Genomic DNA, 22582 nt, shown 5'->3' with positions numbered 1-22582 from the left:
TGTACTCTCTCTTGTTACCCGCGGCCACGCCGCCAGTTGGCTCATACCTGGAGCCAGAATGTGACGGGGCCATCGTTCACCAGCGAAACCTGCATATCTGCAGCGAATCGTCCGGTTTGCGTATGCATTTCCTGCTGGCGACAACGCTCAACAAAGTATTCGTAAAGTGCTTCTGCACGATCGGGCGCGGCGCCTTTCGAGAAACTCGGGCGCATGCCGCGCTCGGTATCCGCTGCCAGCGTAAACTGGGACACCACCAGCACGCTGCCGCCCGCCTGCTGGACGTTCAGGTTCATCTTGCCTTCCGCATCGCTGAAAATGCGGTAACCCAGCACCCGCTCGCATAAGCGGTTAGCTTTTTGTTCGTCATCATCCTTTTCGACACCTAACAACACCAAAAGTCCTGGGCCAATTTCACCCGTCACCTCTCCCTCCACGGTGACGCTGGCACGGGTTACGCGCTGTATCAATGCAATCATGGTTGGTCTGCTTCTTGTTGTTTTTCAGCTGCTGCTGCTTTTTTAAGTTCGCGGTATACGCCGAGAGTGACAGTTATTTCGGCACCAAGCAAGACGATACACCAGGTCCAGTAGACCCAGACAAACAAAATGGGGATCACCGCCAGCACGCCGTAAATCAGCTGATAGGACGGAAACATGGTGATGTAAAGGGCAAACCCTTTTTTACCCAGCTCAAAAAGCACGGCCGCCACCAGCGCCCCCACTACCGCATCGCGGTTTGGTACGCGCGTGGTCGGTACGACGCTATAGAGCAGCCAGAACGAAAGCCATGACAGGATCAGCGGAAAGATGCGAAGCACATTATCAATAACGCCGTTTAAATCACTCGCCCAGCGCAATGACAGAAGGTAAGAGCTGATGGCAAGGCTCGCCCCGGCCAGCAGCGGGCCGAGCGTGAGGATCATCCAGTACACGGCAAAAGAGTAGACTTTTGGCCGCGCTTTTTTACTCCGCCAGATGGTGTTCAGTGCGCTATCAATGGCATACATCAGCAGCAGCGCAGTGACAATCAGCCCGCACGCCCCCACCGCCGTCATCTTGTTGGAGTTGGCAACGAACTGCTCGATGTAGTTCTGGATAACATCCCCGGTGGCAGGAATGAAATTCGCAAACACGAAATGGCGAAGCTGCAGGCTGACGTCCGCAAACATCGGAAAGGCGGAAAATAGCGCAAAGATCACCGCCACCAGCGGCACTAATGAGAGCAACGACACGTACGCGAGGTTTCCCGCCAGCGTGGTCATGTTGTCCTCATCAATGCGGTGCCAGAGCAGTTTTAGCCAGGCTCTCAGCGGGCGCGTATGATGCGTGGCTTTTTGATGAACGGTTTTTAACATAACTGCTTCGCAAAGTAGTTGGGTATCGTCTCTTTTCCGGTCACCAGAATTGACGTGATACCTAACTGGTTAGCTCCCTCTATATTATCGGCATTGTCGTCGAAAAAGACGGCATCGGCGGCAGTGAAACCTTCTGCCTGCAAAACGGCCTGATATATCCTCGCTTCGGGCTTGCGCATACCCATCTCCTGCGAGAGATAGATTTTATCTGCCGCTGCCTTAACTTCAGGGTATTCTTCAGGCCAGAACGTGGTGTGCAGGCGGTTAGTATTCGACAGGACAACCACTCGGTGCCCCTGCTCGCGCAGTTTGTGCATGATGTCGATCACTTCCGGGCGGATGGCGACAAATACCGCCTGCCAGCCGTGCGAAAACTGCTCATAGCTTAACGACAGCCCCATGTCCTGGCAGAAACGCTCTGCGAATTCTTCGTCACTTATTTCACCGCGCTCATGCTGATGAAAGGTTTCGCCCATCGCGAAATTCTGCTTTAACGTCGCCAGCGGAACACGGCTAAAGTCGCTCCATGCGCCCAGCACGCGATTAAAATCGATATCGACGATTACATTTCCTAAATCAAAGATATAAAGCATGTTTATCTCCTGCTCGCCGTGGAAAAATAACTGTAGCGGGAAAGAGAAGGTTTGGCTATGTGCGAGATTCAGCTTAAAGAAAGGAATGGCCCGAAGAGAGATATCGGGCCAAAAAAAGGTCAGCCAGCCTGCTGTTCTTCTCCTGAACTGACTTCGACCACTTCCACTTTGCTGGATTTGAGGAGATTTTGCAGCGCCGAGCCGGGAAGCTCATCCGTGAATAGCGCCGTGGCCTGCGCCACGTTGCCAATTTCTACGGCGGCGGAAGCGCTGTATTTCGTATGATCGGCTGCCAGTAAAATATGGCGCGAGTGAGCCATCATGGTTTTCACCACGCTGGCTTCATTGACGTCAAACTCCATCATCGCACCGTCGTGCTCAATCGCCCCTACGCTGGTCACGAGATAGTCCGCCCGGAAGCCAGACACAAACGCCGTCGCCGCCGGGCCGATAATGCCGCCGTTATGCGGGCGCAGCGTGCCGCCGGGGACCATCACTTCAAAGCGCGGGTTTTTATAGAGAATGTGCGCCACCCGCAGGCTGTTGGTGATAATGCGCAAATGGTTGTGATTGAGCAGCGCCCGGGCAACATGCTCCACCGTCGTCCCGATGGTGATAAAGATGGTTGAGCCATCGGGAATGTAGTCCGCAATCGCCTCGGCAATCGCCCGCTTCTCTTCGGTGAGCGAAACTTCACGCTGCTCGAACGCCGTGTTCACCACGCTGGACGCCCTGCCCGCACCGCCATGATGACGCGTTATGAGTCCCTGCTCGCTGAGCTTACGGATATCCCGTCGTACCGTTTGTGTGGACACATCCAGCAGCTGCGCCAGTTCATCAATATTCATATAGCCGCGATCGGCAATCAGCGTCAGCAGCTGATCGTGACGCGGGTTGCCGGTCAGTTCGGTAAGACTCATGGGCTGTCCTCTGAAAACCATCACGCCCCGCATTTTATACAAAAAGTGACAAAAAAGAGCGGGTTTGATCACAGTCGGGTATACCCGCACGCCCGCCGGGCCTGGTGCATTTCAGGGCGGCGACGGCGCTGGCAAAACGCACGGCGTCAGCGGCGGACGCTTGCTGCGCCAGACTGACCGCCAGCGCACCGTGGAAAACGTCGCCCGCCCCCGTGGTATCAACCACCTCGACCTCAAAGCCAGGCTGATGACATAACCTGCCGCTTTCCAGCCAGAAGCAACCGTCTCGCCCCTGCGTAACGTACACATGTCCATTTGTGAGCATTTGTGCTTTTTTCAGCGCGTCTTCAGCTCCATCCAGCTGCGTTAAACGCCGCAGTCCCGGCGCGGAGAAGGCGGCATGATCGCTTAGGGCGATCAGTTCCGCGATGTCCTGCGGAGTGACATCCGCATCAAGTAAGGTGGGTACGCCCTGCTGGCGAGCACGGATAAACGCCTGTTTTGCCCCGTCATGCCAGCGCACGTCTGCTAATACGATATCCCATTGTGAGAAGTCGACGTCTTGCAGCCAGTCAGCCTCAGCGGGAAGATCGGGGCTGGGGTAGTTCGCAATCACGCGCTCCCCGCTGGCGTCCACCAGCACTGCGGATTGTGACGATCGGGCCCCTTTAAACACGCGCGTGTAGCGGGTATTCACCCCCAGGGATTCCAGCTCCGCGAGCAGGCGTCTTCCGGTCTCGTCGTCACCCACGCGGCCAATAAAGTCCACCTCAGCCCCCAGTTTCGCTGCCGCCACCGCCGCAGTTGCCGCCGGGCCACCGCCCACTTCCGTATAATCTTTTGCGACATATTTCCCACCTTCCCTTGGTAAATCATCGAGATACCAGATGCGATCCAGCACGGTAATGCCGACACAAACGATGCGAGTCATGGTGATTCCTTGTGCGATTTCTGATGCTGCCATTTTAATTTCATCAAATGTTTAAAAAGTGACCCCTGTCAATTTTTTGACTATAAATTACAAATACGATCAAAAACAGACAACACAAACGCGCAAAAATTGACACGATGTGACAGGAGAAAGGCATGTCAGCAATCGCATTTATCGGTTTAGGGCAGATGGGCGCGCCAATGGCGAAGAATCTGCTGAAACAAGGTCACCGGCTTCAGGTCTTTGATGTGAACCCGCAGGCCGTTCAGACGCTGGTGGAGAGCGGCGCACAGGCAGTGGCGACGCCAGCGCAGGCCGCTGCGGATGCCGAATTCGTCATTACCATGCTGCCCAACGGCGACCTGGTGCGCAGCGTACTGTTTGGTGAGCACGGCGTTTGCGAAGGGTTATCCCGCGACGCGCTGGTGATCGATATGTCCACTATTCATCCACTGCAAACTGACGCGCTGATCCGCGACATGGCGGAGCGCGGCTTCAGTCTGATGGACGTCCCCGTAGGACGAACGTCTGACCATGCCATCGCCGGTACGTTACTTCTGCTGGCAGGCGGCACGGCGCAGCAGGTTGAGCGCGCCACGCCGGTATTAATGGCGATGGGCAATGAGCTGATCAACGCTGGCGGGCCGGGCATGGGTATCCGCGTGAAGCTTATCAATAACTACATGAGCATCGCCCTGAACGCGCTTTCAGCAGAGGCGGCCGTACTGTGCGAAGCGCTCGGCCTCTCCTTCGACGTGGCGCTCAAGGTCATGAGCGGCACGCCGGCAGGCAAAGGCCACTTCACGACCTCATGGCCAAACAAGGTGCTGAAAGGGGATCTTTCACCCGCCTTCATGATCGACCTTGCGCATAAAGATCTGGGGATCGCCCTGGACGTGGCCAACCAGCTCCACGTTCCCATGCCGCTCGGCGCGGCTTCCCGTGAAGTTTACAACCAGGCTCGCGCCGCCGGGCGCGGGCGCGAAGACTGGACGGCCATTCTTGAACAGGTTCGCGCATCTGCCGGGCTGAAAAAATCACACTGATACGAAAGGACTGAGGAATGACGATGTACACCCTGAAAGATATCACCCGACCTTCCGGCGGTTTTGCCATGCTGGCCGTGGACCAGCGCGAAGCGATGCGCCTGATGTTTGCTGCGGCAGGCGCGCCGGTGCCGGTAACCGACCAGCACCTCACGGATTTTAAGGTTAACGCTGCCAAAATCCTGTCGCCGTATGCCTCCGCTATTCTGGTTGACCAGCAGTTCTGCTATCGCCAGATCGTCGAGCAGCAGGCCGTCGCCAAAAGCTGCGCGATGATTGTGGCAGCGGACGAGTTTATACCGGGCAACGGTATTCCGGTCGATAGCGTGGTGATCGACAAAAACATCGACGCGCAGGCAGTAAAACGCGATGGCGGCAAGGCGCTGAAGCTGCTGGTGCTGTGGCGCAGCGATGAAGATCCGCAGCAACGTCTGGAGATGGTGAAGGCGTTCAATACGCTGTGCCATAGCAACGGACTGCTTAGCATTATCGAACCGGTGGTGCGTCCGCCGCGTCGCGGTGCCGCGTTCAACCGCGAGCAGGCGATTATCGACGCCGCCAGAGAGCTGGGCGATAGCGGTGCCGACCTCTACAAAGTGGAGATGCCGCTGTTCGGTAAAGGTACGCAGCAGGAACTGCTGGCCGCCTCGCAAAAGCTGAACGCGGAAATCAATATGCCGTGGGTGATCCTCTCTTCCGGCGTGGATGACAAGCTCTTCCCGCGCGCGGTGCAGGTTGCCATGCAGGCGGGGGCTTCAGGCTTTTTAGCCGGTCGCGCCGTGTGGTCCTCCGTGGTGGGGCTGCCGGATACTGAAATGATGCTGCGCGATGTCTCTGTGCCAAAACTGCAGCGTTTGGGTGAGATCGTCGACGAAATGATGGCTCGCCGCTAAGAAAGGACCCGAACATGAAATGGTTTAACACCCTGAGCCATAACCGCTGGCTCGAACAAGAGACCGACCGTATTTTCGATTTCGGTAAAAACGCCGCCGTGCCGACCGGCTTTGGCTGGCTGGGCAATAACGGCCAGGTGCGAAGCGATATGGGCACGCATCTGTGGATCACCGCCCGCATGCTGCACGTGTATGCGGTGGCCGCCAATATGGGGCGTCCCGGGGCGTATGCCCTGGTTGAGCACGGCATTAATGCCCTCAACGGCCCGCTGCGCGACAAACAGCACGGCGGCTGGTACGCCTGTGTGAACGATGAAGGCGTGATCGACGCCTCCAAGCAGGGCTATCAGCATTTCTTCGTGCTGCTGGGCGCGGCGAGCGCCGTGACCACCGGCCATCCGCAGGCGCGCAAACTGCTGGACGATGCGATTGAGGTGATCGAGCGCTATTTCTGGAGCGAGGAAGAACAAATGTGCCTCGAATCCTGGGACGAGGCCTTTAGCAAAACCGAGGATTATCGCGGTGGCAACGCCAACATGCATGCCGTTGAAGCGTTCCTGATCGTCTATGACGTCACGCACGACCGCAAGTGGCTCGACCGCGCCCTGCGCATCGCCTCGGTGATTATTCACGACGTGGCGCGCAAAGGTGAGTACCGCGTTAACGAGCATTTCGACACCGACTGGAACCCGATCCGCGATTACAACATCGACAATCCTGCCCACCGTTTCCGCGCCTACGGCGGCACGCCGGGCCACTGGATCGAGTGGGGCCGCCTGATGTTGCACCTGCGCGCCGCGCTGGAAGCCCGTTTTGAAACCCCGCCGGAGTGGCTGCTGGAAGATGCGAAAGGACTGTTCCATGCCACCATCCGCGACGCCTGGGCACCGGACGGGGCCGATGGTTTCGTCTACTCCGTAGGCTGGGATGGCAAGCCTATTGTCCGTGAACGCGTGCGCTGGCCTATCGTCGAGGCGATGGGCACGGCTTACGCGCTCTACACCGTAACCGGCGAAGCACAGTACGAAGCCTGGTATCAGAAGTGGTGGGATTACTGCATTAAGTACCTGATGGATTACGAGAACGGTTCCTGGTGGCAGGAGCTGGATACCCATAACGAAGTGACAACCAAAGTCTGGGACGGCAAGCAGGATATTTATCATCTGCTGCACTGCCTGGTGATCCCACGTTTGCCGCTGGCACCGGGCTTAGCCCCGGCAACGGCCGCCGGTTTGCTGGACTGCCTGGCCAAATAATAAAAGACGGAGTTTTTATGCGTACCCTACACAATATTGACCTGAAAAATAACGAAAGGGGTTTCACCCTGCACTGGGAAAACCGCCTGATTTTGTCCCATACCGCGGATGCGCCCTGCCTGTGGATCGGTGCAGGCGTCGCCGATATTGAGATGTTTCGCGGCAATTTCAGCATCAAGGACAAACTGAACGAAAAGATCGCGCTGACGGACGCAACCGTCACGCAGCAAAGCGCGGGCTGGGCGATCCGCTTTACCCGTGGCGATGCGGTCAGCGCGACGCTGCTGGTGGGCGTGGATGGCGAAGGCCGCCTGGAGATGAAGCTTAAAAACGATGCCACCCGCCATAACCGCATCTGGCTGCGGCTGGCGGCTCAGCCAGAAGATCACATTTACGGCTGCGGCGAGCAGTTCTCTTATTTCGATCTGCGCGGCAAGCCGTTCCCGCTGTGGACCAGCGAACAGGGCGTGGGCCGTAACAAGCAAACCTACGTGACCTGGCAGGCCGACTGCAAAGAGAACGCAGGCGGCGATTACTACTGGACCTTCTTCCCACAGCCTACCTTCGTGAGCACCCAGAAGTACTACTGCCACGTGGACAACAGCTGCTACATGAATTTTGACTTCAGCGCGCCGGACTTCCACGAACTGGCGTTCTGGGAAGATACCGCCACGTTGCGCTTCGACTGTGCGGAAACCTACGTCGGTCTGCTGGAAAAACTCACCGGACTGCTGGGGCGTCAGCCTGAACTGCCAGACTGGGTTTACGACGGCGTGACGCTGGGTATTCAGGGCGGCACCGAGGTCTGTCAGCAGAAGCTCGACGTCATGCGCAAAGGGGGCGTGAAGGTGAACGGTATCTGGGCGCAGGACTGGTCCGGCATTCGCATGACCTCCTTCGGCAAACGCGTGATGTGGAACTGGAAGTGGAACAGCGAGCTGTACCCACAGCTTGACGAGCGTATTCCACAATGGAAACAGGAAGGCGTGCAGTTCCTCTCCTACATCAACCCGTACGTCGCCAGCGATAAAGATCTCTGCGAAGAAGCAGCGAAACGCGGCTATCTGACCAAAAATGCAGACGGCAAGGACTACCACGTCGAGTTTGGCGAGTTCTATGCGGGCGTCATCGACCTGACCAATCCTGAAGCCTACGACTGGTACAAAGAGGTTATCAAAAAGAACCTGATCGAACTGGGCTGCGGCGGCTGGATGGCCGATTTCGGAGAGTATCTGCCGACTGACACGTTCCTGCACAACGGCGTTAGCGCAGAGATCATGCACAACGCGTGGCCAGCCCTGTGGGCCAAATGTAACTACGAGGCGCTGGAGGAGACCGGCAAACTTGGCGAGATCCTGTTCTTTATGCGCGCAGGCTACACCGGCAGCCAGAAGCACTCGGTGATGATGTGGGCGGGAGATCAGAACGTCGACTGGAGCCTGGACGACGGTCTGGCATCCGTGGTGCCTGCGGCGCTGTCTCTGGCGATGACCGGGCACGGCCTGCACCACAGCGACATCGGCGGCTATACCACCCTGTTCGAGATGAAGCGCAGTAAAGAGTTGCTGCTGCGCTGGTGCGATTTTAACGCCTTCACGCCGATGATGCGCACCCACGAAGGTAACCGTCCTGGCGATAACTGGCAGTTCGACGGCGATGCGGAAACCATCGCGCACTTCGCGCGCATGACTACCGTTTTCACCACCCTGAAGCCGTATATCAAAGCCGCCGTCGCGCAGAACGCGAAAAGCGGCCTGCCGGTGATGCGCCCGCTGTTCCTGCACTACGAGGACGACGCACGCGCCTACACGCTGAAATACCAGTATCTGTTTGGCCGCGATCTGCTGGTGGCGCCCGTTCACGAAGAGGGGCGCACGGACTGGACGCTCTATCTGCCGCAGGACAACTGGGTGAATGCGTGGACCGGGGAATGCTGCCAGGGCGGTGACGTGACCGTTGATGCCCCACTCGGCAAGCCACCGGTCTTCTATCGCCAGCACAGTGAATGGGCAGATCTGTTTAGCACCTTACGTCATATCTGATAAGGCTCGCCCGCAGGGAAACCTGCGGGCAGACGGAGAACAATAATGAGTCAACATACTTCTGATCCGGCAACCCTGCGCCTGCCGTTTAAAGAGAAACTCGCCTACGGGATGGGCGATCTCGGCTCTAACATCCTGCTGGATATCGGCACGCTGTATCTGCTGAAGTTTTACACCGACGTGCTGGGGCTGCCGGGCACCTACGGCGGGATCATCTTCCTGATTGCGAAGTTCTTTACCGCCTTCACCGATATGGGCACCGGGATCATGCTCGACTCCCGGCGCAAGATTGGCCCGAAAGGGAAATTCCGCCCGTTCGTGCTGTACGCCGCCTTCCCGGTGACGCTGCTGGCGATTGCCAACTTCGTCGGCACGCCGTTTGAGGTGACCGGTAAAACGGTGATGGCAACCGTGCTGTTTATGCTGTACGGCCTGTTCTTTAGCATGATGAACTGTTCTTACGGCGCGATGGTGCCCGCCATTACCAAAAACCCGGACGAGCGAGCCTCGCTGGCCGCATGGCGTCAGGGCGGTGCCACGCTCGGCCTGCTGCTCTGTACCGTGGGCTTTGTCCCGGTGATGAACCTGATTGAAGGCAACGATCAGCTGGGCTATATCTTTGCCGCCACCCTCTTCTCGCTGTTCGGGCTGTTCTTTATGTGGTGGTGCTATAAGGGCGTGACCGAGCGTTACGTCGAGATGCAGCCTGCCAATCCGGCGCAAAAGCCGGGGCTGTTGCAGTCTTTTCGCGCCATCGCCGGGAACCGACCGCTGTTTATTCTGTGCATCGCTAACCTGTGCACGCTGGGTGCCTTTAACGTCAAGCTCGCCATCCAGGTCTACTACACGCAGTACGTGCTGAACGACCCGATTCTGCTGTCGTATATGGGCTTCTTCAGCATGGGCTGTATTTTTATCGGCGTCTTTATGATGCCCGGCGCGGTGCGGCGCTTCGGTAAGAAAAAGGTCTACATCAGCGGGCTGATGATTTGGGTGGCGGGCGATCTGCTCAACTACTTCTTCGGCGGCGGCTCGGTGAGCTTTGTGGCGTTCTCCTGCCTCGCGTTCTTCGGTTCCGCGTTTGTGAACAGCCTGAACTGGGCGCTGGTCTCCGACACCGTGGAGTACGGCGAGTGGCGCACCGGCGTGCGCTCTGAGGGAACGGTCTATACCGGCTTTACCTTCTTCCGCAAGGTATCTCAGGCGCTGGCGGGCTTCTTCCCGGGGATCATGCTCACGCAGATCGGCTATGTGCCCAACGTAGTGCAATCCGCCGGTACGGTTGAAGGGCTGCGGCAGCTGATATTTATCTATCCAAGCCTGCTGGCGGTCATCACCATCGTGGCGATGGGCTGCTTCTACAACCTCAACGAGAAGATGTATGTGCGCATCGTCGAAGAGATCGAACTGCGCAAGCGTACGGCATAAATGACGTGATAGAGCGCCCTGCGGGGCGCTCTGAGGATCGACCATGAGAGATAATACTGATCCGTTAACCCTGAAATTGAGCCTGCGTGAGAAGTGCGCCTACGGGATGGGCGATTTTGGCTCGAACCTGATGCTGTGTATTGGCACGCTGTATTTGCTGAAGTTTTACACCGATGAACTGGGCATGCCCGCGTTCTATGGCGGCATTATTTTCCTGGTGGCGAAATTCTTCACCGCGTTTACCGACATGCTGACCGGCGTGCTGCTGGACTCCCGGCGGAATATCGGTAAGAAGGGAAAATTCCGGCCGTTCATTCTCTACGCCTCCGTCCCGGTGGCGCTGGTCGCGACGGCGCAGTTTATGGCCAACGACTTTAGCCTGACGGTGAAAACGGCGCTCGCCACGGTGCTCTTTATGCTGTTTGGCCTGTGCTACAGCCTGATGAATTGCTCCTACGGCGCGATGGTTCCGGCCATAACCAAAAACCCGAACGAGCGTGCGCAGCTGGCCGCCTGGCGTCAGGGCGGCGCGACGGTGGGGCTGTTGCTCTGCACCGTGGGCTTTATGCCCATTCAGGCACTGTTCGTCCACCAGCCCTCACTCGGTTATCTGGTGGCCGCGCTGGTGTTTGTGACGGGTGGCCTGTTTTGCATGTGGTGGTGCTACAGCGGTGTGAAAGAACGCTACGTGGAGCTCACGCCCGACCACCATAAGCCCGGCATTCTGAAATCGTTCTGCGCGATTTTCCGCAACCCGCCGCTGCTGGTGCTGTGCATCGCCAACCTGTGTACCCTCGCCGCGTTTAACATCAAGCTGGCGATTCAGGTCTATTACACCCAGTACGTGCTGAACGATCTTCATCTGCTGTCGTGGATGGGTTTTTTCAGCATGGGCTGCATTCTGATTGGCGTGTTTCTGGTGCCCGGCGCGGTGAAGCGCTTTGGCAAGAAGCCGGTGTATCTGGGTGGGCTGGCACTGTGGGCAGTGGGTGACGTGCTGAACTTCTTCTGGGGGACCAGCTCCCTGCTGTTCGTGCTGTTTTCCTGTATGGCCTTCTTCGGCACGGCGTTTGTGAACAGTCTGAACTGGGCGCTGGTGCCGGATACCGTCGATTATGGCGAATGGAAAACCGGCATCCGCGCCGAGGGGTCGGTGTACACCGGGTATACCTTCTCGCGCAAAATATCCGCCGCCCTCGCCGGCTTCCTGCCCGGCATCATGCTGACCCAGATTGGCTACGTTCCCCATGCCGTTCAAAGCGCGGGCACGCTGCTGGGATTGCGTCAGCTTATTTTCCTCTGGCCATGCGGTCTGGCAATCGTCGCCGCTGTGACCATGGGGCTGTTTTATAAACTCAACGAAGCGCGCTTCGCCTTTATTATCGAGGAGATTGGAAAACGGAAAAAACAATCAGCGAATACCCCTGAGATAACCACCAACAATAAAGCGTCAGCAGTCACTTTATAACAATAAATCCGGCCAATATGTCCTTCCTGTTAATCAGGAGGGAGGCCTTTCTGTACCTGATACATGGACAAATTATGAAAAGAATCATCACTGTACTGATCGTGTCGTCTGTGTCCTGCCCGGTATTTGCCGGGGCCTATGTCGAAACCCGCGAAGCTTACAATACGGCCTCTGAACTGCACGAGGTGATCCTGCGTGCGGGATATAACTTTGATATGGGCGCGGGCCTGATGTTCACTAATGCCTATAACGTGGGGAAATGGGATGAACTGAAGCACAGCTATAACGAAATAGAGGGATGGTATCCGCTCTTTAAACCCACCGACAAACTCACCTTCCAGCCCGGCGGATTGATTAATGACAGCAGCGCCGGTTCGGGTGGTGCCGTCTATCTGGACACCAACTATAAATTCATCGACTGGTTTAACCTGACCTTCCGCTATCGCTATAACCATAACAATTACGATACGCCGGACTATAACGGTCAGATGGATAAGAACGACACGCACGAGTTTGCCAACTACTGGAATTTCAAAGTAACGGATGCGTTTTTCTACACGTTTGAACCGCACTTTTTCCAGCGGGTGAATGATTATCACAGCAAAAATGGCAAAGACCATCACTGGGAAATCACCAATAAATTCAGCTATAAGATCGACAGAAACTGGCTGCCGTACCTCGAACTTCAGTGGCTGGACAGATGGAATGATTACAACCGCGAGCAGTACCGGATTCGGCTGGGGTTACGGTACTCGTTCTAATAAAAAAGCCGCTGAGAAATCAGCGGCTTTTTAGTTGCCGGGAGGCGCGCACGCTTACCCGGCCTACAGATTGACTGTATTACTCTTCTTTCGCACCGCGCATTGCACGTTTACGATCGTTCTCAGTCAGGTGACGTTTACGGATACGAATTGACTGTGGAGTCACTTCGACCAGTTCGTCATCATCGATGAATTCCAGAGCCTGCTCCAGAGTCATCTTGATCGGTGGAACCAGAACCGTTGCTTCGTCAGTACCGGACGCACGCATGTTGGTCAGTTTCTTACCGGTCAGGCAGTTTACGGTCAGGTCGTTAGAACGACTGTGAATACCGATGATCTGGCCTTCGTAAACTTCTGCACCGTGACCCAGGAACAGCTTACCGCGATCCTGCAGACCGAACAGCGCGAACGCAACCGCTTTACCCTGACCGTTGGAGATCAGCACGCCGTTGTTACGCTGGCCCACTTCGCCCGGACGCACGTCGTCGTAGTGGCTGAAGGTGGAGTACAGCAGACCGGTACCGGAGGTCATGGTCATGAACTCAGAACGGAAGCCGATCAGGCCACGGCTTGGAATCACGTAGTCGAGACGTACGCGGCCTTTGCCATCTGGATTCATGTTTTTCAGGTCGCCTTTACGTTCGCCCAGTGCCTGCATGACAGAACCCTGGTGCTGCTCTTCAACGTCCAGCGTTACGTTCTCAAACGGCTCTTGTTTACGGCCGTCGATTTCGCGGAAGATAACTTTCGGACGGGAAACCGCCATCTCGAAACCTTCACGACGCATGTTTTCAATCAGAACAGATAGGTGCAGCTCACCACGACCAGAAACGCGGAATGCATCAGCGTCTTCAGTTTCTTCAACGCGCAGCGCAACGTTGTGCACCAGCTCTTTGTTCAGGCGGTCAAGGATCTGACGAGAGGTAACGAATTTACCTTCTTTACCACAGAACGGAGAGGTGTTGACGTTGAAGAACATGGATACGGTTGGTTCATCAACGGACAGAGCAGGCAGCGCTTCGACGTTCTGCGGATCGCAGATGGTGTCGGAGATGTTCAGCTCGCCCAGACCGGTGATCGCGATGATGTCGCCCGCTTCCGCGATGTCGCTCTCGATACGCTCAAGACCCAGGTGAGTCAGGACTTTACCGACTTTACCGTTACGGGTTTTGCCTTCGCTATCAATGATAGTGACCTGCTGGTTAGGCTTCACCTTACCGCGCTTGATACGACCAATGCCGATGACGCCAACATAGTTGTTGTAGTCGAGCTGGGAGATCTGCATCTGCAGGGTGCCGTCCAGGTCAACGTTTGGCGCAGGAACACGGTCAACAATCGCCTGATACAGCGGGGTCATGTCTTCAGCCATGTCTTCATGGTCCAGACCAGCGATACCGTTCAGCGCAGACGCGTAAACGATAGGGAAGTCCAGCTGCTCGTCGGTCGCGTCGAGGTTAACGAACAGGTCGAAGACCTGGTCAACAACCCAGTCAGGACGCGCGCCAGGACGGTCAACTTTGTTGATAACAACGATTGGCTTCAGACCATGGGCAAAAGCTTTTTTGGTCACGAAGCGCGTCTGTGGCATTGGGCCATCCATTGCGTCAACGACCAGCAGAACGGAGTCTACCATGGACATTACACGTTCAACTTCACCACCGAAGTCGGCGTGCCCTGGGGTATCAACGATGTTGATACGGTAGTCATTCCATTTAATCGCGGTGTTTTTCGCGAGGATGGTAATCCCACGCTCTTTCTCCAAATCGTTGGAGTCCATCACGCGTTCTTGGGTTTCGGCACGCGCATCAAACGTACCGGATTGCTGCAGCAGCTTGTCAACCAGGGTAGTTTTACCATGGTCTACGTGCGCGATGATGGCGATGTTACGCAAATTTTCGATCACAACTTTGCCTCAGGCATTTAGAAATAGCGCGTTATTGTACACGGATTAATCGCACTACAAAACAGGATCACAAACATCCCCCGCAAACAAGTATTGCAGAGATGCTTTGTGATCGCTTTCACGGAGCGGTAAAAGGGCACTTTAACGTAAATTGCACCAATATGGTGCTCAATGTTCACATTGAAGCACTATACTGGTGCAACAAATCCATTGTGGTGCAGCCCTTTTGCACTATGGTGCGCATGATAACGCCTTTTTGGGGTGTTTTAAAAGTTGGCACAGATTTCGCTTTATAAAAATACATGGCACACGGCCAGTACAAACAGAAATTGAAGACCTCGTTACCACGACGACAATGACCAATCTGGAGAGTTAAGTATGTCCGCTGAACACGTTTTGACGATGCTGAACGAACATGAAGTGAAGTTTGTTGATCTGCGCTTCACCGATACCAAAGGTAAAGAACAGCACGTCACAATCCCTGCTCATCAGGTGAACGCCGAATTCTTTGAAGAAGGCAAAATGTTTGACGGCTCCTCCATTGGTGGCTGGAAAGGCATTAACGAATCCGACATGGTTCTGATGCCAGATGCGACCACCGCGGTCATTGATCCGTTCTTCGAAGAACCAACCCTGATCATCCGTTGCGACATCCTCGAGCCAGGCACGCTGCAGGGCTACGACCGCGACCCACGTTCTATCGCTAAACGCGCTGAAGAGTACCTGCGTTCTACCGGCATCGCGGACACCGTGCTGTTCGGGCCAGAGCCAGAGTTCTTCCTGTTCGATGACATCCGTTTCGGTGCCTCTATTTCTGGCTCCCACGTAGCAATCGACGACATCGAAGGTGCATGGAACTCCTCCACCAAATACGAAGGTGGTAACAAAGGTCACCGTCCAGGCGTGAAAGGCGGTTACTTCCCGGTTCCACCGGTCGATTCTGCACAGGACATCCGTTCCACCATGTGTCTGGTGATGGAAGAGATGGGCCTGGTGGTTGAAGCTCACCACCACGAAGTCGCGACTGCGGGTCAGAACGAAGTGGCTACCCGCTTCAACACCATGACCAAAAAAGCGGACGAAATTCAGATCTACAAATACGTTGTGCATAACGTTGCGCACCGTTTCGGTAAAACCGCGACCTTCATGCCAAAACCGATGTTTGGCGATAACGGTTCCGGTATGCACTGCCACATGTCTCTGTCCAAGAACGGCACCAACCTGTTCTCTGGCGACAAATATGCTGGTCTGTCTGAGCAGGCGCTGTACTACATTGGCGGCGTTATCAAACACGCTAAAGCGATCAACGCCCTGGCGAACCCAACCACGAACTCCTACAAGCGTCTGGTCCCGGGCTACGAAGCACCAGTCATGCTGGCTTACTCTGCGCGTAACCGTTCTGCTTCTATCCGTATCCCGGTGGTGGCGTCTCCTAAAGCGCGTCGTATCGAAGTTCGCTTCCCGGACCCAGCGGCTAACCCATACCTGTGCTTCGCAGCACTGCTGATGGCCGGTCTGGACGGTATCAAGAACAAGATCCACCCAGGCGAAGCGATGGACAAAAACCTGTACGACCTGCCGCCAGAAGAAGCGAAAGAGATCCCACAGGTTGCTGGCTCTCTGGAAGAAGCCCTGCAGGCGCTGGACGCAGACCGTGAGTTCCTGACGGCGGGCGGCGTGTTCACTGACGACGCTATCGATGCTTACATCGCCCTGCGTACCGAAGAGAACGACCGCGTGCGCATGACGCCGCACCCGGTTGAGTTCGAACTGTACTACAGCGTTTAATTAAGTTGTTTTACCCGGCGTGACAAGCGCCGGGAGTAGTTGCCGTGGAAACTTTTAGCCCATCTCCGGATGGGCTTTTTTCTCCACCAACAACCTGATCTCACGCGCTTTTTACGCCGAAAAAGCTATACTGCACTAAAACAGTGCAACGACTCCAGGAGACTGCTGAATGGCAACTGGCAAGCTGCCCGATGCTGGGCAGATCCTCAATTCTTTAATTAACAGTATTTTGCTGGTCGACGACGAGCTGGCCGTTCATTACGCCAACCCGGCGGCGCAGCAGCTGCTGGCCCAAAGCGCGCGGAAACTGTTTGGTACCCCGCTTCCGGAACTCCTGAGCTATTTTTCGCTGAATATTGGCCTGATGCAGGAAAGTTTGCAGGCCGGCCAGGGGTTTACCGATAACGAAGTGACACTGGTGATCGACGGGCGCTCGCATATTCTGTCGCTGACTGCGCAACGACTTCCAGAAGGGATGATCCTGCTTGAAATGGCGCCGATGGATAATCAGCGTCGCCTGAGCCAGGAGCAGCTCCAGCATGCGCAGCAAATTGCCGCCCGTGACCTGGTGCGTGGTCTGGCGCATGAAATCAAAAACCCGCTGGGTGGGTTACGCGGTGCGGCGCAGCTTCTGACCAAGGCGTTACCCGATCCTGCGCTGGCGGAGTACACCAACGTCATCATTGAGCAGGCGGACCGTCTGCGTAATCTGGTTGACCGTCTTCTGGGGCCGCAACAGCCGGGAATGCATGTTACGGAAAGCATTCATAAGGTGGCTGAACGCGTCGTGAAACTCGTCTCGATGGAGCTGCCGGAGAACGTCACGCTGGTGCGTGATTACGACCCCAGCCTGCCGGAACTGGCGCATGACCCGGATCAAATTGAGCAGGTCCTGTTGAATATCGTGCGTAATGCCCTGCAGGCGCTGGGACCGGAAGGGGGCGAGATTATTTTACGTACCCGTACCGCCTTCCAGCTCACCTTACATGGCGTGCGCTATCGGCTGGCGGCGCGCATCGACGTCGAGGATAACGGGCCCGGTATTCCCTCCCATCTTCAGGACACTCTGTTTTATCCGATGGTCAGCGGTCGCGAAGGCGGGACCGGCCTGGGCTTATCTATCGCCCGCAGCTTGATCGATCAGCACTCCGGAAAAATTGAATTTACCAGTTGGCCGGGACATACCGAGTTTTCGGTTTTCCTGCCGATTAAAAAATAAAGGTGACGTTTATGCAACGAGGGATAGTCTGGGTAGTCGATGACGATAGCTCCATCCGTTGGGTGCTTGAACGCGCGCTCACAGGGGCAGGATTAAGCTGCACGACGTTTGAGAGCGGCAGCGACGTGCTCGATGCACTCACCACCAAAACGCCAGACGTTCTGCTTTCGGATATTCGCATGCCGGGCATGGACGGGCTGGCGCTTTTAAAGCAGATTAAACAACGCCACCCTATGCTTCCGGTCATCATAATGACGGCACACTCCGATTTGGATGCCGCTGTGAGTGCCTATCAGCAAGGGGCGTTCGATTATCTGCCCAAACCGTTTGATATCGATGAGGCGGTGGCACTGGTTGAGCGTGCGATTAGCCATTACCAGGAGCAGCAACAGCCGCGTCACGCGCCCGATTTTGGGCCTACCACCGACATCATCGGCGAAGCGCCAGCGATGCAGGATGTGTTTCGCATTATTGGCCGTCTGTCGCGTTCATCCATCAGCGTGCTGATTAACGGTGAGTCGGGAACCGGTAAAGAGCTTGTGGCGCATGCCTTGCATCGCCACAGCCCGCGAGCAAAAGCGCCGTTTATCGCCCTGAATATGGCCGCGATCCCAAAAGATTTGATTGAGTCCGAGCTGTTCGGCCACGAGAAGGGGGCCTTTACCGGCGCGAATACCATTCGCCAGGGGCGCTTCGAACAGGCTGATGGCGGGACGCTTTTCCTGGACGAGATCGGCGATATGCCGCTGGATGTTCAGACCCGCCTGTTGCGCGTGCTGGCCGACGGGCAGTTTTATCGCGTGGGCGGCTACGCGCCGGTGAAGGTGGACGTGCGCATTATCGCCGCGACGCACCAGAACCTGGAGCAACGCGTACAGGAAGGCAAATTCCGTGAGGATTTATTCCATCGCCTGAACGTGATTCGCGTTCATCTGCCGCCGCTGCGTGAGCGCCGGGAAGATATTCCCCGCCTGGCGCGCCATTTCCTGCAGGTGGCCGCCCGCGAGCTGGGTGTGGAAGCCAAGCAGCTTCACCCGGAAACCGATGCCGCCCTGACGCGTCTGGCGTGGCCTGGCAACGTGCGTCAGCTGGAGAATACCTGTCGCTGGTTAACCGTGATGGCTGCCGGGCAGGAAGTGTTAATTCAGGATTTACCGGCCGAACTGTTTGAAGCGACCGCGCCTGAGAGCAGTACCGGTCACGCGTTGCCGGACAGTTGGGCGACGCTGCTGGCACAATGGGCCGACCGCGCGCTGCGTTCCGGTCATCAAAACTTGTTGTCTGAAGCCCAGCCAGAGATGGAACGTACGTTGTTGACCACCGCGCTTCGTCATACGCAAGGCCATAAGCAGGAAGCCGCCCGCCTGTTGGGATGGGGGCGTAATACCCTGACGCGCAAGCTTAAAGAGCTGGGAATGGAGTAATCTTACCCGAAGTGTAAAGGTTATTAATTGAGCGCAAATTGCCGTTATTTTGCGCTTTACTGTTCTGATGAGTTTTGTATGATCGTGCCCGGAAATTGAGGGTGTCGATCATGCTGGAAACTTTGGTAAATATGCTCTCTAGCGGAGCCGTTGAAAGCCACACGCCACAAACCGCCGTTGCGGCTGTTTTGTGTGCGGCGCTGGTGGGGCTGTTTAGCTAGCGAGCTGTCAATGAAAAGCCGGGTGGCGGCTTCGCCTTACCCGGCCTACAAAAGCGCAAATGTAGGCCGGGTAAGCGAAGCGACACCCGGCATTGCTGCTTAAATTACCCGCGAGAACTGCTGCATGCGCGCCTTCTGGCGCAGATACGCGTCAAAGCACATACAGATGTTACGAATCAACAGACGCCCCTTCGGCGTGACCTCAACGGCACTCTCCGACACCTCCACCAGCCCATCTTTCGCCAGCGGTGCCAGAAGCTTCAGATCTTCCGCGAAGTAATCCCTGAAGTGCAGATCCCACTGCGCCTCAACATCGCTGAATTCGAGACGGAAGTTGCAGATAAGCGCCTTGATCACATCGCGACGGATACAGTCATCACGGGTTAACGCAATGCCGCGCCACAGGGCGTTGCCGGTTTCATCCACCTGCTGATAATACAGCTTCAGCTCTTTCTGGTTCTGCGCGTAGCAGTCGCCCATCATGCTTATCGCGGAGACGCCCAGACCGAGCAGATCGGTATCGCCCTGCGTGGTGTATCCCTGGAAGTTGCGGTGCAGCACCCCTTCTCGCTGGGCGATCGCCAGTTCGTCATCCGGACGAGCAAAGTGATCCATACCGATAAACTGATAGCCGGTCTCGGTCAGCGAAGTAATGGTTTCCTGCAGGATATCCAGTTTCTGCTGAGCAGAAGGGAGATCCGCATCTTTGATTTTACGCTGGGCGGCAAACAACGTCGGCAGGTGCGCATAGTTAAAGACGCTCAGGCGGTCCGGGTTAAGCTCGGCCACACGCTTCAGCGTGAAGGCGAAGCTCTCTGGCGTCTGTTTTGGCAGGCCGTAAATCAGGTCAATATTGGTCGACGTAAAGCCGATTTCACGCGCATGATTGAGCAAGGCAAAGATAAACTCTTCGTCCTGCTCGCGGTTCACCAGACGCTGGACCTCTTTGTTGAAATCCTGCACGCCCATGCTCAGACGGTTGAAGCCTTCCGCGCGTAAGTGATCCAGGACATCCAGCTCAATTTCACGCGGATCAACCTCGATCGAGATTTCAGCATCGTCGTTAAAATTAAAGTGGCTGCGTAAAAGCGTCATCAAACGCGTGATTTGCGCTTTATTCAGGTAGGTTGGCGTGCCGCCGCCCCAGTGAAGCTGGCTGACGTGACGCCCTTTAAACAGCGGTGCGCGGTGAAGAATTTCCTGTTCGAGCGCATCGAGATACTGATCGGCTTTATGCTGCTGACGGGTAACGATTTTATTGCAGCCGCAGAAGTAGCAGAGCTTGTGGCAGAACGGAATATGGACGTAGAGCGACAGCGGGCGCTCAGGATAGCGCGCAACAGCCTGCTGAAAATCCGCCTCGCCGAAGGCATCGGAGAACTCCAGCGCAGTGGGGTATGACGTATAACGCGGCCCGGAATAGTTATATTTCTGGATTAGGGCCAAATCCCAGTCGATAGTTGGTGCTGACATGCTCACTCCTTCCGTTGGTGTCGCGTTCGTATACGGCGGCCCGTTCTGGCCCCGTTGCGGGCCATCATTCGGGTGCGCAGCCACTTCTGTCGCCGCGACAACCGCCGTAGTTTAACGAATAACCACACCAGATAACATATAACCGGAAGGGTTATAAGCAGGACTATCGTACCTGCCGGGTGCAAATGTTAGTTTCCACCCTTCAGAAGACGCATCATATCTTCCTGCTTTTCATCTTCTTCTTCGTCGTCTTCGTCGTCATAAGACAGACCCAGCTTCTGCATCAGCTCATCAATGCGGTCCAGTTTGGCATCCACCCATGATTGCTCTTCAGCGGTCAGGGTTTCACCCTCTTCAAGACGTTCCAGCAGCGCGTCCAGGCGCTCATCGTTCTCCAGCAAATCCAGCTCAGCCTGCGGTGAAAGCATAGGTTTCTCGCTCTTTGGTTTGTGCTGCTTAGTGACCGGGGTGTCTGTCACGCCCAGTGGAATGGGAGTTTTACTGCCGATACGAGGATCTTTCTGCTGTTTGCCTTTTGCAGAAGCGCCCGCTGCACCACCGCCGTTCGCACGGCTTCCCGCAGCATGGCCACGATGTTTTTTATCGCGTTTGCGATCGCGCGCTTCCTGGTTCAGTTCTTCGCGCGTTTTGCGGCGTGCTTTCGCAGGGCGTTTAGCACCCGCTGCGGAGGTTGGTTTTTTCATGATGTTTTGTCTTTAAGTCGTTTTCTTCAGTATAGAATTGCGGCGAAATCTAGCAGAAAGCAAGCAAAGAAAAAAGGCGACAGAGCAATCTGTCGCCTTTTTTCCTGACTCACAACCCTTAGCGGGTCAGACATTCCATGTTTACCAACAACAAACCCTGTTTATCCCTTGGCTGATACCGTCCGTGTACGGTTCCCTTTCCTTTTAAAACGCCTCCAGGCGCCGGTCGTCCTGACTGTCCTGCGTCTTCGCCTCCTGGCGCTCCTGACCCTAATCCTTAAGTCGAATTCCTGTTGGCTTCCTCGCCCTGACGCATACTTTACCTTGTTCGCTTAAACTAACAAGCAACGAAACGGTGCAAAAAGAGATTTTCAGACAATTGCCCGGAAATAAGCTTATGATTTAAAACAGTTTGACTTTTTTGACACCTGCGAATTCTCTTAAATCTCCCATAGCATGATGAGCCGATCTCTCACACAAGTGCGGGCTTTCCCCTGCAAGCTCTGTGTAATGAGAAAAGCCTTTTGTTGGCATTCGGGTATAATCCCCCCCAGATTACGATTTTGGAGACGACCACGTGACTACCTGGAACTACCAACAGACGCATTTTGTCACCAGTGCGCCCGATATTCGCCACCTGCCATCTGATACCGGTATTGAAGTGGCTTTTGCTGGCCGCTCCAATGCGGGGAAATCCAGCGCCCTGAATACGCTGACCAATCAGAAGAACCTGGCGCGCACCTCAAAAACGCCTGGCCGTACCCAGCTGATCAACCTATTTGAAGTGGCTGAAGGCAAACGCCTGGTCGACTTGCCGGGATATGGTTATGCGCAGGTGCCTGAAGAGATGAAGATCAAATGGCAACGTGCGCTGGGCGAATACCTGGAAAAACGCATGTGCCTGAAAGGTCTGGTGGTGCTGATGGACATTCGCCATCCGCTGAAAGATCTCGATCAGCAGATGATCGACTGGGCCGTCGCAAGCGATATTGCCGTGCTGGTGCTGCTGACAAAAGCCGATAAGCTGGCAAGCGGTGCGCGTAAAGCGCAGGTGAATATGGTTCGCGAAGCGGTACTGGCCTTCAATGGCGATGTTCAGGTGGAGCCTTTCTCTTCGCTGAAAAAACAGGGTGTAGACAAGCTGCGCCAATGTTC

20 protein-coding genes are annotated in these 22582 nt (G+C 55.8%); 12 read left to right on the top strand and 8 right to left on the bottom strand.

Annotated features, from left to right (window positions below):
• Positions 1-41 precede the first annotated feature (41 nt).
• The 5 genes from dtd to L977_RS02630 all read right to left on the bottom strand — a co-directional run bounded on the left by dtd (position 42) and on the right by L977_RS02630 (position 3801).
• Positions 42-479 (bottom strand): D-aminoacyl-tRNA deacylase, encoded by a 438-nt coding sequence (gene dtd / locus L977_RS02650; RefSeq protein ID WP_014885747.1) that lies wholly within the window; start codon positions 477-479, stop codon positions 42-44.
• On the bottom strand, positions 476-1357 hold the full coding sequence (locus tag L977_RS02645) for a virulence factor BrkB family protein (protein WP_014885748.1): 882 nt from the start codon (positions 1355-1357) through the stop codon (positions 476-478). Before L977_RS02645 ends, dtd begins: the two co-directional genes overlap by 4 nt.
• Entirely contained in the window at positions 1351-1950 is a 600-nt protein-coding gene (gene yihX / locus L977_RS02640) for a glucose-1-phosphatase (protein WP_045268693.1), read from the bottom strand. The genes L977_RS02645 and yihX overlap by 7 nt, the downstream gene beginning before the upstream one ends.
• A gap of 119 nt (positions 1951-2069) precedes the next feature.
• The gene (locus L977_RS02635) at positions 2070-2870 is read right to left on the bottom strand and encodes a DeoR/GlpR family DNA-binding transcription regulator (RefSeq protein ID WP_014885750.1); all 801 of its coding nucleotides are present in this window, start codon (positions 2868-2870) and stop codon (positions 2070-2072) included.
• Positions 2871-2904: 34 nt separating this feature from the next.
• Positions 2905-3801 (bottom strand): sugar kinase, encoded by an 897-nt coding sequence (locus L977_RS02630; RefSeq protein ID WP_045268692.1) that lies wholly within the window; start codon positions 3799-3801, stop codon positions 2905-2907.
• Between the two features lie 155 nt (positions 3802-3956).
• Here L977_RS02630 and yihU point away from each other — a divergent pair, with 155 nt between their 5' ends.
• From yihU to ompL, 7 genes are all read left to right on the top strand, one after another.
• Positions 3957-4847, top strand: a complete 891-nt coding sequence (gene yihU / locus L977_RS02625) for a sulfolactaldehyde 3-reductase (protein WP_023331632.1) — start codon at positions 3957-3959, stop codon at positions 4845-4847.
• 17 nt (positions 4848-4864) lie between these two features.
• Positions 4865-5740 (top strand): sulfofructosephosphate aldolase, encoded by an 876-nt coding sequence (gene yihT / locus L977_RS02620; protein ID WP_014885753.1) that lies wholly within the window; start codon positions 4865-4867, stop codon positions 5738-5740.
• Positions 5741-5754: 14 nt separating this feature from the next.
• A complete protein-coding gene (gene yihS / locus L977_RS02615; RefSeq protein ID WP_014885754.1) occupies positions 5755-6996 on the top strand; it encodes a sulfoquinovose isomerase in 1242 nt (413 codons plus the stop codon).
• Between the two features lie 17 nt (positions 6997-7013).
• Positions 7014-9038: an alpha-glucosidase gene (locus L977_RS02610; RefSeq protein ID WP_023336487.1), complete on the top strand. Its 2025-nt coding sequence runs from the start codon at positions 7014-7016 to the stop codon at positions 9036-9038.
• A gap of 45 nt (positions 9039-9083) precedes the next feature.
• A complete protein-coding gene (locus tag L977_RS02605) occupies positions 9084-10466 on the top strand; it encodes an MFS transporter (protein WP_014885756.1) in 1383 nt (460 codons plus the stop codon).
• A gap of 43 nt (positions 10467-10509) precedes the next feature.
• Complete coding sequence (locus L977_RS02600) at positions 10510-11934, top strand: MFS transporter (protein WP_023331636.1); 1425 nt, start codon at positions 10510-10512, stop codon at positions 11932-11934.
• Positions 11935-12008: 74 nt separating this feature from the next.
• The gene (gene ompL / locus L977_RS02595) at positions 12009-12695 is read left to right on the top strand and encodes a porin OmpL (protein ID WP_014885758.1); all 687 of its coding nucleotides are present in this window, start codon (positions 12009-12011) and stop codon (positions 12693-12695) included.
• Between the two features lie 79 nt (positions 12696-12774).
• Here the strand turns inward: ompL and typA are convergent, their stop codons facing one another.
• Positions 12775-14598, bottom strand: a complete 1824-nt coding sequence (typA, locus tag L977_RS02590; RefSeq protein WP_047624623.1) for a ribosome-dependent GTPase TypA — start codon at positions 14596-14598, stop codon at positions 12775-12777.
• 378 nt (positions 14599-14976) lie between these two features.
• Here typA and glnA point away from each other — a divergent pair, with 378 nt between their 5' ends.
• From glnA to L977_RS24385, 4 genes are all read left to right on the top strand, one after another.
• On the top strand, positions 14977-16386 hold the full coding sequence (gene glnA / locus L977_RS02585; protein WP_008501856.1) for a glutamate--ammonia ligase: 1410 nt from the start codon (positions 14977-14979) through the stop codon (positions 16384-16386).
• A gap of 169 nt (positions 16387-16555) precedes the next feature.
• Entirely contained in the window at positions 16556-17605 is a 1050-nt protein-coding gene (gene glnL, locus L977_RS02580) for a nitrogen regulation protein NR(II) (RefSeq protein ID WP_047624618.1), read from the top strand.
• A gap of 11 nt (positions 17606-17616) precedes the next feature.
• Positions 17617-19029, top strand: a complete 1413-nt coding sequence (gene glnG / locus L977_RS02575) for a nitrogen regulation protein NR(I) (RefSeq protein ID WP_014885761.1) — start codon at positions 17617-17619, stop codon at positions 19027-19029.
• A 110-nt stretch (positions 19030-19139) separates the two neighbouring features.
• Positions 19140-19250 carry a YshB family small membrane protein gene (locus L977_RS24385; RefSeq protein WP_023331639.1) on the top strand — a complete coding sequence of 37 codons (111 nt, stop codon included), beginning with the start codon at positions 19140-19142 and terminating at the stop codon, positions 19248-19250.
• Positions 19251-19349: 99 nt separating this feature from the next.
• Here the strand turns inward: L977_RS24385 and hemN are convergent, their stop codons facing one another.
• Together hemN and yihI are read right to left on the bottom strand one after the other, a co-directional pair.
• Positions 19350-20723 carry an oxygen-independent coproporphyrinogen III oxidase gene (hemN, locus tag L977_RS02570; RefSeq protein WP_047624616.1) on the bottom strand — a complete coding sequence of 458 codons (1374 nt, stop codon included), beginning with the start codon at positions 20721-20723 and terminating at the stop codon, positions 19350-19352.
• A 188-nt stretch (positions 20724-20911) separates the two neighbouring features.
• The gene (gene yihI / locus L977_RS02565; RefSeq protein WP_014885763.1) at positions 20912-21427 is read right to left on the bottom strand and encodes a Der GTPase-activating protein YihI; all 516 of its coding nucleotides are present in this window, start codon (positions 21425-21427) and stop codon (positions 20912-20914) included.
• A gap of 577 nt (positions 21428-22004) precedes the next feature.
• Here yihI and yihA point away from each other — a divergent pair.
• A partial coding sequence (yihA, locus tag L977_RS02560) for a ribosome biogenesis GTP-binding protein YihA/YsxC (RefSeq protein WP_047624615.1) occupies positions 22005-22582 on the top strand: 578 nt, incomplete at its 3' end.

Origin of the sequence: Enterobacter sp. ZOR0014, from assembly GCF_000798855.1 — a bacterium.
Classification (GTDB): Bacteria; Pseudomonadota; Gammaproteobacteria; order Enterobacterales; family Enterobacteriaceae; genus Enterobacter; species Enterobacter kobei.
The sequence above is the reverse complement of the archived record's forward strand: the minus strand, read 5'-3'. Positions and strand labels throughout refer to the sequence as shown.